Genomic DNA, 14,768 nt, shown 5'->3' with positions numbered 1-14,768 from the left:
TCGGACTATATGGGGCAACTATCCGTTGACGAAATCGAGGCCGGCGAACCATTGGGCATAGGGGGTGTTGCGGACCATCCTTCGACCCAGATCCGGAGCGCCGTCGTCCCACCATACCCGCCCGCGCTCTCCCAAGCGCGTCTTGGCGTCGTCCACGGCACGACGGGCTTGGGCCTCTGCCTCTTTGTCACCGGCGGACAACGCGGTCTTGACGGCACGGCGGGCGGTCATCAACGCGGTCACCTGGCGCGCATGAACGATGGGGTCCAGCGCTGGATCGGTGGCTCGCCACAGTTGCCCACGCACGATGATGTAGCGCCCGTCAGGCGTGCGAAGGGGCCCCTTCGTCGTCACTCCGCACCGTCTCTCGAAGGCTGAGAACCGGACGGCGGCCACTCTGCCCGTAGGAGTTGCAGTGTTCGGGAGCAGGGCATGTTCTCGAAGAACTGTCCAAGCACACGAATGAAGATATCGTCGTCCGCGGATGCCACCGCGAATAGCGTTGCCGAGGACCGCAGCTTGACCGCGTCCACTAGGCCGAGGATGTCTTCGGCCGAAAGATCCGTATGGTTCAGGACCGCCTCCGCGCATGACAGCAGGCGCATCCGCAGGACCGGGTGTGCCAAGTATCGGTCGGCCTCATCCCGGTCCGCGATGCCGTAGAACTGCGCTGTCGAGGATTGCCCCAGCCCGCGCAGCTGAGGAAAGATGAACCACATCCAGTGACTGCGCTTGTGACCTTGGGCAAGCTCGGCCAGCGCCGTCTCATAAGTTTGCGTCTGGGCTGCCAGGAAACGGTCCAGCGACCTGGGGTTTGCGGACGCCGAAAGATGTGCCATGTCGCCTCCGGGTGATAGTGATCGGGAACGTCGGTGACCCCGGTCCGGTTCATCAACGCGACACGAACGGCGCTTGGTAGATTGATGGACGGTCAGTGTTTAGGATGCAGGGCGCAATGATGCGATGTAAAGCAGGGCAGGCATGATGATCAATCTAAAGGGGAGGGTGGTTCTGGTCACCGGGGCAAGCCGGGGCATCGGCGCGGCCACGGCACGGGCCTTCGCTGCCGCTGGTGCTACGGTCGGTGTGATGGCGCGCGATCCTAACGCCGTCGCTGCCTTGGCGGATGAGATCGACGGTGTTGCGCTGACAGGTGACGTAGCGCGGGCCTCGGATATGGACAGCGCCGTTGCCGCACTGCTGAGGAAGACCAGGCGGCTGGACGTTCTGGTGAACAACGCCGGTCTGATCGGTCCCATCGCCGGGCTGGCCGAAGCAGATCCAGATGACTGGGGTCAGGCGATCGACGTCAATCTCAAGGGCGTCTTTCATGGTATCCGGGCGGCGCTTCCGGTGATGCGGGGGCAGGGTGGCGGGACGATCCTGACCGTTGGTTCCGGCGCCGCTCATGCGCCGCAGGAGGGATGGAGCGCGTATTGCGCCAGCAAGGCGGGCGCGCTGATGCTGACCCGGTCGCTGCATCTGGAGGCGCAGAAGGACGGCATCCGGGCGATCAGCCTGTCGCCGGGCACGGTCGCCACCGACATGCAGGCGGCGATCCGCGACAGTGGCGTCAACCCGGTCAGCCAGCTGGACTGGACAGTGCACATCCCGCCCGAATGGCCAGCACACGCCTTGGTTTGGATGTGCAGTGCCGAGGCGGACGCCTACCTCGGTGACGAGATTTCCCTCCGTGACGAGGATATTCGGCGGCGCGTCGGACTACAGTGGTGACAGGAGCTCTCTGCTCGAAACTCTACCGCGTGAGGCCAAGGGGATGTTCGGAGCCAAGAGCACGTTCCCGATCGTCAAGGCATCGGATCCGGTGAGCCAACAAACCGCACTCCTGTCTGGCAGCGTCCACGCAAAAAACTCGGGTCAGTGTGCTATGATAGCCTGTGCACGCCTTAGAGGCTCTGGGAGAGGCCTTAGAGCGCCGTGAGGGGGTCAGCCTATGCACTGGTAGCCGTGAGAGTAGTTGCCTGCACAGAGAGCTATTTCGCGGCTTTGGACGGATCGTGAAATTGGCTGGGAGTCTGGCATGAGAGGGGTGCCCGGCCACCATCATCATTCCGATGTAAGGCCGTCGAAGCATGCCTCTAAAGACGGATGTGCTAAGCCAGGTCTCGCGGGGCAAATGTTGTAAGAAATCCGTTCTGGTCCAAGGACCAGCGCCAAATCATGGGCTTCATCCCTCCATATATGGGCATGGGGCGCGAACTGAACATCGCCGATATCCACCCGATGCTCAGCTACGCCCATGATGTGACGCAGGCCCCGGTGCGTAAATTCATCGAGCTTCTGGAGAGAGGCGCAATGGTGGCGCGGGAGCATCGCGGCCGGAACGTGGTCATTCTTTTAACCGGGCGCGGCTACCACTGGTTTCGACCGATGCGGCTCCAATTAACCGGAACGGTTCCATGAGACGTTGATGGGCCAAAGCTTCGTTTAACCGGACGTATCCTCAGATGGACAGAATGTATCCTAGATAAAAAGTTCTAATCCTCCTCGCCTCTAATAGCACTTATTTACTTACTTATACTATATATTAGAGGCGAGGAGGATTAGATAAAAAGTTCTACGAGACAGTCCGGCCGGTAAGAGCTAGGCGGCTGAAAAAGGTTCTTGTTAGCACTTTTGCCAGCCCAGGATCTGCGGTGGAACAGGTTGCGTTGGCATCAGCCTCTGCTGGATGGCTTCGACCACCGGCCGGTATTCGGGAGTGGATGTTTCGGTCCTGATGGCAGCCTGTGCGCTGACCGCGAGTGTCGCCTCTGGGGCACCTGGATCTGCAGCGACTCTTGTGCCGCCGGGCGCACTAGAGCCACTTAAGGTTTTTTCTCAACACCATTTTCCGGTCAAAGGACCGGTGCCACGCCGCATTCGTAGCGGCACGGGCGGCGGTTCTCTTTGGCGATCAGCTCGGCCCTGGTCTCGGTGGCCTTCAGCTCACGCCGCAGCCTGCGACTGTCGTGCTGAAGGTTGCTGAACTCCCTCTGCATCTTCGGTGAGCCAGTGATCTGCTGTTTGAGAGTGAATAGCGCGACGACGTGTGCGCGGTTCTCGAGATGCCGAACGGCATGGACGCCCCTGAGAGCGTCTGAAACGTGCTGTGAGGCCCGTTCCCGCCATTCCGCCTCCGGTCTTTTGCCCGAGCCCAGAATGGCGCCTCTGCGGCGCTCAGGGAGGCACGGCGGCATGGGGGTCGGCGAGATGGGCATAGGCCCTCTGGACCCGCTCATGGCGCGCTGGAGAGCCCTGCACGCCGCGCTCCAAGCCGTGGGTCTTTCCAACCCGTTCGGCGAAATCGGCCTGTATGGCGGAGAGCTGCTGTCGACTGCCGATGATGGCATTCTGCTAACCGAGACTAAAAATGCATACAAAAGCACGCCCATTATGTTGACAACTGTCGCATATTGGGCCGAAAATGTAACATCCCGGGCCTCAGATGTTACATATACGGCCTTTTATGTTACATATTGCGCCAAGATTGTCCTAGAATGAGCGTTGAAATGAGCATTAATGGACGTCGTTGATGCAGCAATTGCTGGATTTTCCGTTGCCGATGAGCCGATATGCACCATTTTCGGGCCCTTTTTGTTTTCTTGGCGCGCCCGGATGTCCAAAAGGGCACGTTGTAAATCGAAATTTCAAAGATGTGTGTCGAGCCGGATGGATCGCAACAATCGCTGGATCGTGGTGATTTCGATTGGCCGTGGCTAGGCTCCAGACTCATTGAGTTTCACAGCCAGAACAAGACGGTTGCGGCGAGCATAATAGCTGAGAAGAACGTTTCCGGGCAGCGGTCATAACGGGTTGCGACGCGCCTCCAGTCCTTCAGACGCCCGAACATGATTTCGATGCGGTTACGCCTTTTGTAACGCCGCTTGTCGTATTTGACGACCTTCTTGCGGGACTTCCGTCCGGGGATGCAAACCTTTATCCCCTTGTCTTTCAACGCGTCTCTGAACCAATCAGCGTCGTAGCCCCTGTCGGCCAGAAGCCACCCAGCCTTCGGCAGGCTGCCCAGCAGCGCCGCCGCGCCGGTGTAATCGCTGACCTGGCCGGCCGACATGAAGAACCCGATCGGCCGCCCGTTGGCATCGGCGACAGCGTGCAACTTGGTGTTCATACCGCCTTTGGTGCGCCCGATCTGGCGCCCGCGCCCCCCTTTTTCACCCCAAGGCTTGAGGCCGTGCGGTGTGCCTTGAGATAGGTCGCGTCGATCATGATCGTCTTGTGCTCGGCGCTCTCGGCGGCAAGGCCGACCATGATCCGGGCAAAAACCCCGTTGTCGCTCCAGCGCTTCCAGCGGTTGTAGAGGGTTTTGGCCGGGCCGTATTCCTTCGGCGCGTCACACCACCGCAACCCATTGCGATTGATGAAAATTATGCCGCTGAGGACACGGCGATCATCGACGCGGGGCTTGCCATGGCTTTTGGGAAAGAACGGTTTCAGACGCTCCATCTGGGCGTCGCTCAGCCAGTAAAGATTACTCATCGATCAGGTCTCCTTGAGGAGCCTGAATCACGCGAAAAGCATGAAATCAATGGGTCTGGAGCCTAGCAGGAGCGGGGAGTGAAGTAGAACTTCGTGAAGCGTGACGTCGAACGATCTGATGGGTCGGATCAGGATGGCAGAACGGCCCGCCTGGCCAGGACCACGAAGGAAGACATTTAGGTGCCCTTCCAACTGCCCGTGCGTCCATCAAGCTCCTCAGCCTCAGCCTCAGCCTCAGCTTCAGCCTCAGCCTCAGCTTCAGCCTCAGCCTCAGCCTCAGCCTCAGCCTCAGCCTCAGCCTCCGCGTCCGGCAAGGTCCAAGGAGTTTCTGGCCTTCAACCGCAACGGGTTAACGGCCATCGGTCACCTCATAGAAAAAATCGCTGCGACAGGCCTTGCAGGGATCGGGCCAGGAGCAGCCCGAGAGCGTGGCCTCAGAAAAAGTTACTGCGCGCAGCTGGAACATCAGCGTCGGTTGGCGCTTTCACTGCGGTCTCCGGAGGAGGAGACGGAGATTCATGGGAGATGAAGATGAAAAGCTCAATCACCTGGCTGACCGGATGTGCGGTCTGCGCCTTTGCCGGTATGGCAAGTGCGGACTGTGCCGAGGATTTGGCCCGTCTGACTAGCGAGACGGGGATGGGTGCCGAAACCGCCGCATCGACCGCGCCCGAGGCTGGCGCGGCTGAAGGCATTGCAAAGGACGGATCGCTGGCACCCTTGGAAACGCTCCATGCCGGCACGGGCGCAGTGACGGACGCGACCGCAGACGCACCTGACGCCGCGTCCTCGGACGCGTCGCAAGACACAGCCGATGGCGGGATCGCCAAGGATGGATCGCTTGCGCCTCTGGAGGGAACGGAAGCCGAGGCCGGGACCGAGGTCGCCATGTCCGGTCAGGATGTCCAGGCACAGCAGGATGGTGAACCCACCGCTGCGGAGGCTGCCGAGGCTGCCGCCCCCGATACCGACGCGACCGAACCGACCGCCGACCGCGACGGTTTGATCGAGGAAGCCCGGACGGCTCTCGCGGCGGGTGATGAGGACGCCTGCCGCGCGGCGGTCGAGCAGATCGACCCCATGTGACCAGAGCCCGCGCCCCTGTCTCGGGCGCGGGCCCTTTGTCTGGTCAGCGTCGACGGACAGGCCCGTCCAACCGCCATGTTGATTTTGTCCGACCGACCAACCTCAGCGCGGCAAGCGGTCTTTCACCGAGCCACGGCTACGGCTTGGGCTGCCGGGTCGGCTGAGAGATGGTGACAGGCGCCATTGGCACCGGTTCAGCTCTCCTGTATCTGCCATGGGCTACCGGCAGGAAGAAATCGGCGGGGTGGCCTTGCCATACCCGACAGGACTGCGGCTTTGAGTTAACATGTTGAGATCCTCCCCCGGCGCGCAACAGATACGAAATGACAATCACGCACCAAGATGACCTGGACGGCCTGAGAGCAATCGGCCGGATCTTGGCAAACACCATGCAGTCGATGGCCGCGGCCATGGAGCCGGGCATGACCACGCGCGAACTGGACCGCATCGGCCACGACCTGCTGGAGCGCGAGGGCGCCGTATCGGCCCCTAAGGCCACCTATGATTTCCCCGGCACGACCTGCATCAGCGTCAACGAAGAGATCGCCCATGGCGTCCCCGGCGCGCGCGTGCTGGCCGCGGGGGATCTGGTCAATATCGACGTGTCCGCGTCCCTGAACGGCTATTTCGCCGATACCGGGGCCAGTTTCTGCCTGGACCCCGTTCCGCCGTCGCTTGACCGGCTGTGCCGCGACGGCCGGCGCGCGATGCACATCGGCATCGCGCAGGTGGGGCATGACAAGCCGCTGGCCGGGATCGGTAACGCCATCGGCGCCTTTGCGTCCAAACGCGGCTATACGCTGATCCGGAACCTGGCCAGCCACGGGGTCGGCAAGGCCCTGCATGAGGCGCCCGAGGAGGTCCCGACCTGGCCCACCCGGGGCGACCGGCGCCGGATGCATGACGGCCTGGTGCTGACGGTCGAGCCGTTCCTGTCGCGCGGCGGACAATGGGCCGCGCCGGGCGCCGATGACGACTGGACCCTCTACAGCCAGCCCCCAGCGCCGGTCGTGCAATACGAACACACCGTCGTCGCGACCCGACGCGGCCCCATCGTCGTCACGATGCCGGGCTGACGCGCGATCAATCGCAGGAGCGGCCCCATGCCATCCCCTCTCCGGCCCGGCCCTGGCACGCGCATCGGCGTCATCTCGGACACCCACGGCCTGCTCCGCCCCGAGGCGCTGGAGGCGCTGCATGGCGTCGACCGCATCTTGCATGCGGGTGATATAGGCGACCCCGACCACCTGGACGTCCTGGCGCGCATCGCCCCGGTAACGGCGATCCGCGGCAACATCGACCGGGGTGCCTGGGCTCAGGCGCTGCCCGAAACCGTCAACCTGACCATCGGCGGCCTGTGCATCCACATGATCCATGACCGCAAGGCCCTGAGCGCCGACCCGGAATCGACCGTCGTGATCTCGGGCCACTCCCACAGGCCCGGCATCGAAGAGACCCGCGGCATCCTCTGGCTGAACCCAGGCGCCGCCGGACCCTACCGCTTTCGCCTGCCGATCACGCTGGCCTTCCTGTGGGAGGAGACCGGCCGCCCCCGCGCCCTGATCCACGCCCTGTCCGACTGACATCCTCCTGTCCGGAATGGTCACCGAGCTGCAACGTCAAGGCGTCTTGGAAGGGCCCATAAGGAAAGAGCTTTCGCCCAAACGAAGGCCTGCCTTCTCATGTGCCTGTTTTGGTCGCTGTGCATCCATTATCCAAGAATGATAGTGCTGCCGGCTCAGCCTACAGCGAGAGATCCTCAATGATTTCGCCCCGAACGCCTTTCAGCGGCTCCTCCTCGTTGTGTCGAACGAGATAGTCATAGGCCGCATCATGGGTGTCGAAGGTCATGGGGGCATCTGTCGCGCTAAATTCGACTCCCTGGCGCGACAGCTTCATGTGCGGCGCAGCGCCCATGGCAATGACAAATCTTCGCATCTGCGTTTTCCTCGGATCAGAATGAGCGGTATAGGGCATGGGAAAAATGGCATCCTGTCACCTGCAACGCGAAATAGCGAAGAAAGAAGTCATCTGCCCGTTTCTCATGGATGCCCGGTCATCCGCGCTCATCACGACTTGCGGCCCATACGTATCTGCCGAGGACACGTCGTTGATGCGGTGCAGCTTCCTCAATCGGTCACGCGGACGGCTGCCGCCATATCGCTTAGGTAGCGTCCGTCATGCAGAAAGAACTGCTATCGATCCCCGAGCGTTTCGAACTCGCTGAAGAGGGGGGTATGCCCCATTTGCTCCAAGCTGGCACAACCTGCCGAGGATAGCAGCGCTAACTGACATGTCAGAGCGGCTGAAGGCAGAATGTTATGCGCACGCTCTGGCACCCTTACAGTCTGAACCGCAGCTGCCGACCGAGCGAGTCTCAGTAAGTCATGGCCGCCGCGTTGAGCAGTCCTACAGAGAGGCTTGCCGCCGCCAGATGCATGGCAGCCGCCGTCTCGCCCTGCTCGATCCTCGCCACGATATCCCGGTGGAACAGCCGGAAGACGAGGAAGCAGAGGATCTGCAGGACTCCTGCCACAACGCCCCAGATCAGGACATCGAGCAGGCTGATGGAGTTCTGGACCGCCGAGGCGATCGGCAGCACGAAGCCGATCATGGCGCCACCATAGGAAATGGACGCGGCTGCGTTGTTGGCGCGGATCAGGGCGTGCTCATCATGGGGCGTCACCATCGCGTAGATCTTCATGAAGGCCAAAAACAGGCCGATGGCGACCCCGATGTATAGAATGAAGGAGGGGAGACCTGAGACTGAGGCGAGGAGAGAATTGTCCATGTTCAGCAGTCTTTGTGCGGCGATAGCAGAGGCATAGAGCAGCGGCCTTCTATGCAATACCTACTCATTCATCGATGTGCCAGAAGGCTTAGTGTGCTAAGGGCATGGTGTTAGGGGATCCACGCGTGTTCCGGAGCTACGAGCAACGCACACGGCCATCAGCGGTCAGTCGGGAGAGCAGCAACGCGGCAGTGCCGCTCCTCCAGACCGGCCGCTCATGCTCACTGCAGCGACATTGGCAGGAGGATGTCGCTGATGCCCACAAAGCAAAGCTCCAGTTAAATCAGGAATTACCGTCACACAGCAGGGGTTCCCTGAAACCGACCCTGTAAGTAGGCTCTCAAGATGGCCAACATGATCTCCCAGCAATACGCTCCGTCCCCCCGCGAGATCGCCGCCGGACTGGGCGATGCGTCGCGCCAAGAAATTTGCGGTCTCCTTGCCTTGATGGACGCCGCCCAGCTTTCAAGAATTGCTAGCGCCATGGGCGAGGCCGGTCGGCGAAAGCTTGTCTTGGACGGCAAGCAGGGTGCCGATCGTGTGACTGCCTTTGCCAACGATTTGATGGAAGGACCACTCTCAACGGATGCACTGAGGTCAAGGCTGTGGCTTGGCGTCAAACAGGGTCTTGGGCTGCCGGACCTCTATCCCCTTTCATCCCGCGCCTTGGAGGAGGAGGCTGCCGCCGTCGCTGTCCGCGCCTCCGAGATCCTCGCCCCTGCCGTGGCAAATGCGCAGCAGAAAGCAGCGGATGCCGACCTCTCAATCGCGGATCGGGCGGGACGGCAGCTGCTGCGCCGTGCGATGGGCGCCCGCAGGCGCGCGCGGGCGGCGGTGACCTTTCCGGATGTCGTCGCACATGAGATGACGGTCATGATGGATAGCCTTGCAGCAGCAAGCGATCGCGGAGAGCTGGACCCCGAGGTTGCCGCATCCATTCGCAAGGGGCAGCAGGCGATCTCGGCTGCGGTCCTTGCCGGCGGCGGATGGGCCGCATTGGCTGGCGCGATTGGAGCGGCGGGCTTTGCGCCCTATATCGCCGCTGCCAAGCTGTCTGCCGTCATCCCCTTCGTAGCGGGACCGACGCTCACATCGCTTTTGTTCGTGTTGATCAATCCCGTGACAGTCATCGCCGGCAGCGCGGCCCTTGGCTATTGGGCGATCAGCGGCCGGGCCGGTGCCGCCCGTGAGGTCGCCGCCGCAAGGGTCGCAATCCTCCTGGCCGTGCGCGGTCATGGTGTGGAGAATGGGATAGCCACGCTCTTGAACGCGTTTCGAAGGCTTCACCGGATGCCCGATACAGAGCTGCGTCATCTCGGCGACAAGCAACTCAAGGCGGTTCGGTCTCACGCCGGGACAATCGTCGCGACGCTGTCGACGGACATTCCTTCTGCGTCTGGTAGGGCGCCAGGTCTCTGGGGTGCGCAGATTGCTGGTGAACAGGGCGCCGAACGCCAGGACACTGCTCTGGTTGCAGGCCTGACCGCGGGTGACATGCTCTATCACGTTGCGGCGGTCGATCCGGCAGTCTTGGCTGCTGCTGACTTCTCGCGGGTGGCCGAATTCGAGACAGCGCTTGACCTTACGGTTCATGTTGCGAGCTTTGCGTCAAGGCATATGCGTGATGGGCTGAGAGGTTATAGCGCTGAGCAGTTGGTCATGGCGCAACTGATCGAAGAGGGTCACGATGTGATCCTACCCGAGAGCTCCACGATGCCGGGTTACGACCTGATCGTGGACGGCGTTCCGGTCCAGGTCAAATGCGGCACCAGCATCTCGTTGCTACATGAGCATTTCGCAAAATACCCTAACATTCCAGTCATCGCCGATAACGCGCTGGCCACACGGGCCCAAGCGTTGGATGAGCCGTGGGCACCGATGGTGACAACCACGAGCGGCTTCGATCTCGATCATGTCCAGAGCCTGGTCGACCGATCGCTTGAGGCTGCCGCCGGATTGGCCGACGTGCCCGTGCCGCTCTATGCGACGATCGTTGGCGGGGCGCGTGCAGCCCATAAGGCATGGACAGGACAGATCCCCGTCGAGGACCTACCGGCATGGCTCATCATCGACCTAACCATCCGCGGTGGTCTGGCTGGCGCGGGACAGGCCGGGGGTGCGATCTTGGGCCTTGTGGTGTTGGGCCCTGCTGGCGGGCTGATCCTCGGGCCTGTAGCCGGGGTCGTGGCGTTGCTTGGAACGGGCCGCGCGCATGATCTTCTGGAGCGTGGGATCAGGAGTGAATGGCGGGCAGAGGTCCTTGAGATAGCAGGCGAACTACACTCAGCCCTACTGACGGCTACGGAGCGTCAGATTACGGCCCTGACGCAACGCTTGGAGCGATTCCGCACGACTGAAAGCGCGCTGCCTCATGAGCTGTTCATTTGGCTTGAGGCACGCATGGCAGATGATTTGATCACCGCCGTCGAAGCGCGTGGCCGGATCCCGTCGCCATCGAATCTGCGGTTGGCAATGGAACTGCTTGTGAAGGCCTCGGCTGCTGACGTGGTAGATCCTGGCGTTCTGCGCGCTCATTACAGGCTTGCCCGGTGCCTTGCTGCGAAGCCCTCGACGACTGGCGCAGTAAAAGAGTTAGGCACAAAGGTCAGTGAGGCAGTCCGAGGGCGGGGCGGCAGGGCGTCGCAATAGTGACGTCCTGCCGAGTTCTAGCCGGATTTGACTGCCCTGAGCCGACACTGGCAAAGGGAGCCGAAGCTGCGCTACAGTTTTGCGGAAGCCGACATTGGCTGACGACGGCTTGACTTTGCTCAGTAGCGGCTCTGTTGCACAAATGTGGTTAGGGGATTCATCTGGTGAATCCAAAGTGGTAGCTGAGGGTGATGAGCAGCCCCGCACCCCCGACCTACAAGACCAGGAACTGGTCAGCCTATAACGAAGCGCTCAAGCGCCGCGGCTCGCTGACGGTCTGGTTCGACGCTGAAATGATCTGGAAGGCTGAGCCGACAGGCAAGCGCGGCCGACAGCCCGCCTACAGCGACGCAGCGATACAGACCTGCCTTACGATGAAGGTGCTGTTTGGCATGGCGCTGCGGCAGACGACTGGCTTCGTTGAAAGCCTTCTGCGAATGATCGGCCTGGACTGGTCGGTGCCGGACTTCAGCACGCTCAGCCGTCGTCAGAAAACCTTGGGCGTCAACATCCCCTGTCGCGGCTCGCAGGGTCCGCTGCATCTGCTGATCGACAGCACCGGGATCAAGGTCGAGGGTGAAGGCGAGTGGAACGCGCGCAAGCACGGGGGCCCGAAACGCCGTATCTGGCGCAAGATCCGCCTCGGCATCGACGAGAAAACACTGGAAATAAGGGCCGTCGAGTTCACCAGTAACGACATCGGCGATGCCTCGATGCTACCTGAGTTGCTCGATCAGATCCCACCCGACCAGGACATCGCCAGCGTTACCGCCGATGGCGCATACGACACCCGCAAGTGCCACGATGCCATTGCCGGCCGCAGTGCCGCTGCCATCATTCCAGTGCGCAAGAACGCCAAACCCTGGAAGGAAACCACCGCCGGCGCGGCAGCCCGGAACGAGATCTTGCGCACCACCAAGCACCTGGGACGGACCATCTGGCGACGATGGAGCGACTATCACCGCCGAAGCCGCGCAGAGACCAAGATGCACTGCGTCAAGCTGCTGGGTCAGCGCCTCACAGCGAGAGACTTCGACCGTCAGGTCGCCGAGTTCCAGATCCGCGTGGCCGTGATGAACGGCTACACCGCGCTCGGAATCCCCGGCACAGAGGCCGTAGGATAAGTCTGTCCGGGAAAAGGGGAAGTCCGGCCGCTACGCGATTTGCGCAACAGAGCCACCTGAAGTGCTCCCGGCCCTTATCCAACGATCGCAAGTCAGCCATAACTTCGACGGAGCGCTTACGAGCCGGACATTCGTCGCTTACGATGAAGGCTTTTCGAAGCTTTATGCGGCCAAAACGATCTACTAAGGAGACGAAATGACGAAGGCCATCCAAATGCAATCGACTGATTGCGGCAGCGATCTTTACGATCTTATGGGAGAGATTACCTACATTATCCCGGTTGAGGATGGTGATCCAAATGAGGCCAGCTTTTTGCAGGGATTTGCACGCAGCCTTATGGATAATGCGGGCATCATCCAGCTTATCAATACTCTGCCAAGCGACATTTGGGAGTTGACACCGGAAGGGCAAAAGATCCGGCTTGCAAGGAGGATGTCTGGGCAAGCTTCGGTGACTTGGCGAGGCCAATCACCGCGAGCTCTAAAGAGAATGGTTACACCTCCATTCCTTCCGTTCATAGTTCTTTTCTTGGGGCGCGAGCATGAGAGCGAGACATATCGCGAATGGATAAATGCGCACTCATTTCCCCTTACGGTCGTTGCGGAGAAAGGAGGCACAATAACATACAAAGAATTCAGCTTGGAAAAGTTGAAAGAATCATTCCTGAATGTCTGCGATGCGCTTGTAGGACAGATTAAGCCGGATGCTCTGGACGCGGCTCGAGAACATCTTAGAAACTGGCGCGAACCTGACGAGCGCGACCTTGGATACAAAGTCGGTGGCCATAATGTTGTAGCCCCCAATTTGTTTTCGCTATACGTGGCAGGGTTTCGCGATTCGACCAGCGGTGGCTTTAAAAAAATAGACGATGGGATTGCTCCCTACGTGGATATAATTGTTCAAACCACACGCTCAGTTCTGCTGGAAAGGGAGCGGATCGGCGAGCGTGCAGCCAACCAGTATTTCCGGCGACCTCCAAGTCTTAGCTTGTTTGCACCTTCGATCTATCCGCACTTTTACGAGACCAGCTTGGCCAGAAGCACATTCACGTCAGAAGAAAAGAAAGATATTCTTGCTGTCAGGCGAATGCTTCAACGCCAAGACGGCTACGGATTCACAATCGGTAATCAGAGACAGATCAAGGCGTTCCTAGGTGGACCAGAAGGCGACAAACCAAACCCTCATCCCATCATACTTGAACGGGGTGCTGAGCTGAGTCTCGCGACACAATGCGTAGGCACGCTTTCTGCGTCAGAATTATCAGCAGTAATAAGATTGCCCAATGCAGCCAACCGAACATCCGGGCAGGTCCGGCAGTTTGTTCAACACTACCATGCAAGGCACACCACGGACAGGAAGAGACGGGAAGCTTTCAGAAAGGTTCAGAGCGCGATCACGGCATCGGTCCCAGTAGAATTTTTCGAGTTTATTGAAGGTGCAAAGGATGGAATTCGCCTGATTAGCGACGCCCACCTTGAATGGATTAATGTTCGGGGACTTCCGATCTGCGTCCAGAAAAATATTACGAAAGTCCCAGTGACCCCTGGAAATTTGTTTATTGAGCAAGTGTTGCCGAAAAAATATATACATCTAACGACATCGGATTTCGAGGAAGTCTTGATTTTGAGCGCACTCGATAAGAGTGACCCCATAAGCGGTTTTTTCGATGTAGCGCTGTCTGCATTTGAGCCTCATTTCAGAGACAAAATTCGCATAAGAGAAGAGAGGATACGGAACAAGGAAGACCTGGTAGCTGCACTGAATTCATATGACGGCTCATTGGTCATCTTTGACGGGCATGGCGGTCATGAGGAGGACAAACCTGCTGTGCTTCAGCTCTTGGACGAGAGTATTGATATTTGGCAGTTGCAGCGCATGCGGCCTCGGGTTCCACCGGTTGTAGTTCTCAGTGCATGCGACACGCATGCAGCGGACCGAAACCATGCCACGACGGCCAATGGGTTCCTCGCGATAGGTGCGCGCACGGTTCTGGGGTCCGTTTTTCCCATCGACGCTCGGGATGCGGCGTCCTTTGTTGCCAGGCTACTCTATCGCGTTGCCGCATTTGTTCCGGCATCCCACAAGATGTTCAATCGGTCTTTAAACTGGTTGGAGATCATTGGCGGTATGATCCGGATGCAATTGCTGACAGATTTTTGCAGACGTATGGAAAGCAAAGGTTTGATTGACCGAGAATCCTATAGAGCTATTCATCTGGTTGGTAACTTGGCCATCAATGGGGGCGACGATTGGCCCTACGAAGCGGTCGTTACGGAACTGGCCAAGCATGGAGTTGATGATAAGCGGGCGTGGCATGAGCTGCGCTCGGCGGCTGCGAACTCAACTGCCATTAGTTATCTCCAGTTGGGTTGTCCCGAAACCATCATCGTTCATCCCGACGAAGGCTTCCGACACGAGGCTCAGGCTAAGATGGAAGCAAATCAATAGAACAGTCGCGGCCAACGAGTCCGCTTTTTTATAGAGTCCAAAGCGTGCCAGAATAAGCATCGGAGGTTCGTTCTCGAGCCCCCGCTGGAGGTCGCGTGGAGTTTGGCAGCGTGATCTAAGGATAAAGTCCGCTTTCACGCCGTGGCAAGGTTGCATTCGCACGTGCAGC

At 59.9% G+C, this 14,768-nt stretch carries 14 protein-coding genes; 9 read left to right on the top strand and 5 right to left on the bottom strand.

The annotated features are described in order from the left end of the window. Window positions 1–18: 18 nt before the first annotated feature. Together AACG61_RS11735 and AACG61_RS11730 are read right to left on the bottom strand one after the other, a co-directional pair. Window positions 19–354 carry a hypothetical protein gene (locus AACG61_RS11735; protein ID WP_411837311.1) on the bottom strand — a complete coding sequence of 112 codons (336 nt, stop codon included), beginning with the start codon at window positions 352–354 and terminating at the stop codon, window positions 19–21. Continuing rightward, window positions 351–839, bottom strand: coding sequence for a DUF1810 domain-containing protein (locus AACG61_RS11730; protein ID WP_411837310.1), 489 nt, complete (start codon window positions 837–839; stop codon window positions 351–353). Before AACG61_RS11730 ends, AACG61_RS11735 begins: the two co-directional genes overlap by 4 nt. Window positions 840–987: 148 nt before the next feature. On the opposite strand from AACG61_RS11730, the gene AACG61_RS11725 reads away from it, so the two are divergent. The 3 genes from AACG61_RS11725 to AACG61_RS11715 all read left to right on the top strand — a co-directional run bounded on the left by AACG61_RS11725 (window position 988) and on the right by AACG61_RS11715 (window position 3,504). Beyond that, complete coding sequence (locus tag AACG61_RS11725; protein ID WP_411839507.1) at window positions 988–1,734, top strand: SDR family oxidoreductase; 747 nt, start codon at window positions 988–990, stop codon at window positions 1,732–1,734. 447 nt (window positions 1,735–2,181) lie between these two features. Continuing rightward, window positions 2,182–2,424 (top strand): hypothetical protein, encoded by a 243-nt coding sequence (locus AACG61_RS11720; protein WP_411837309.1) that lies wholly within the window; start codon window positions 2,182–2,184, stop codon window positions 2,422–2,424. Between the two features lie 816 nt (window positions 2,425–3,240). After that, entirely contained in the window at window positions 3,241–3,504 is a 264-nt protein-coding gene (locus tag AACG61_RS11715) for a hypothetical protein (protein ID WP_411837308.1), read from the top strand. Between the two features lie 238 nt (window positions 3,505–3,742). On the opposite strand, the gene AACG61_RS11710 is transcribed toward AACG61_RS11715, so the two are convergent. Then, a protein-coding gene (locus tag AACG61_RS11710) for an IS5-like element ISPaes2 family transposase (RefSeq protein WP_411836744.1) occupies window positions 3,743–4,500 on the bottom strand; the annotation gives its coding sequence in 2 pieces (ribosomal slippage) (window positions 3,743–4,176 and window positions 4,176–4,500; 759 coding nt in all). A 531-nt stretch (window positions 4,501–5,031) separates the two neighbouring features. On the opposite strand from AACG61_RS11710, the gene AACG61_RS11705 reads away from it, so the two are divergent. The 3 genes from AACG61_RS11705 to AACG61_RS11695 all read left to right on the top strand — a co-directional run bounded on the left by AACG61_RS11705 (window position 5,032) and on the right by AACG61_RS11695 (window position 7,169). After that, window positions 5,032–5,586, top strand: a complete 555-nt coding sequence (locus tag AACG61_RS11705; protein ID WP_411837307.1) for a hypothetical protein — start codon at window positions 5,032–5,034, stop codon at window positions 5,584–5,586. Between the two features lie 323 nt (window positions 5,587–5,909). Continuing rightward, window positions 5,910–6,662 carry a type I methionyl aminopeptidase gene (map, locus tag AACG61_RS11700; protein WP_411837306.1) on the top strand — a complete coding sequence of 251 codons (753 nt, stop codon included), beginning with the start codon at window positions 5,910–5,912 and terminating at the stop codon, window positions 6,660–6,662. Window positions 6,663–6,689: 27 nt separating this feature from the next. Next, window positions 6,690–7,169 (top strand): metallophosphoesterase family protein, encoded by a 480-nt coding sequence (locus AACG61_RS11695; protein ID WP_411837305.1) that lies wholly within the window; start codon window positions 6,690–6,692, stop codon window positions 7,167–7,169. A gap of 160 nt (window positions 7,170–7,329) precedes the next feature. Here the strand turns inward: AACG61_RS11695 and AACG61_RS11690 are convergent, their stop codons facing one another. Next, on the bottom strand, window positions 7,330–7,524 hold the full coding sequence (locus AACG61_RS11690) for a hypothetical protein (protein WP_411837304.1): 195 nt from the start codon (window positions 7,522–7,524) through the stop codon (window positions 7,330–7,332). A 439-nt stretch (window positions 7,525–7,963) separates the two neighbouring features. After that, entirely contained in the window at window positions 7,964–8,377 is a 414-nt protein-coding gene (locus AACG61_RS11685) for a DUF350 domain-containing protein (protein WP_411837303.1), read from the bottom strand. Between the two features lie 345 nt (window positions 8,378–8,722). On the opposite strand from AACG61_RS11685, the gene AACG61_RS11680 reads away from it, so the two are divergent. From AACG61_RS11680 to AACG61_RS11670, 3 genes are all read left to right on the top strand, one after another. Next, on the top strand, window positions 8,723–11,026 hold the full coding sequence (locus AACG61_RS11680) for a hypothetical protein (protein WP_411837302.1): 2,304 nt from the start codon (window positions 8,723–8,725) through the stop codon (window positions 11,024–11,026). A gap of 191 nt (window positions 11,027–11,217) precedes the next feature. Beyond that, complete coding sequence (locus AACG61_RS11675) at window positions 11,218–12,150, top strand: IS5 family transposase (RefSeq protein WP_411837301.1); 933 nt, start codon at window positions 11,218–11,220, stop codon at window positions 12,148–12,150. A gap of 196 nt (window positions 12,151–12,346) precedes the next feature. Continuing rightward, entirely contained in the window at window positions 12,347–14,599 is a 2,253-nt protein-coding gene (locus tag AACG61_RS11670) for a CHAT domain-containing protein (protein ID WP_411837300.1), read from the top strand. Window positions 14,600–14,768: the final 169 nt, after the last annotated feature.

This window comes from Paracoccus sp. ME4, assembly GCF_046736325.1.
GTDB lineage: Bacteria > Pseudomonadota > Alphaproteobacteria > Rhodobacterales > Rhodobacteraceae > Paracoccus.
Note: the sequence above shows the minus strand (reverse complement) of the source record. Positions and strands in the feature narration are given on the sequence as shown.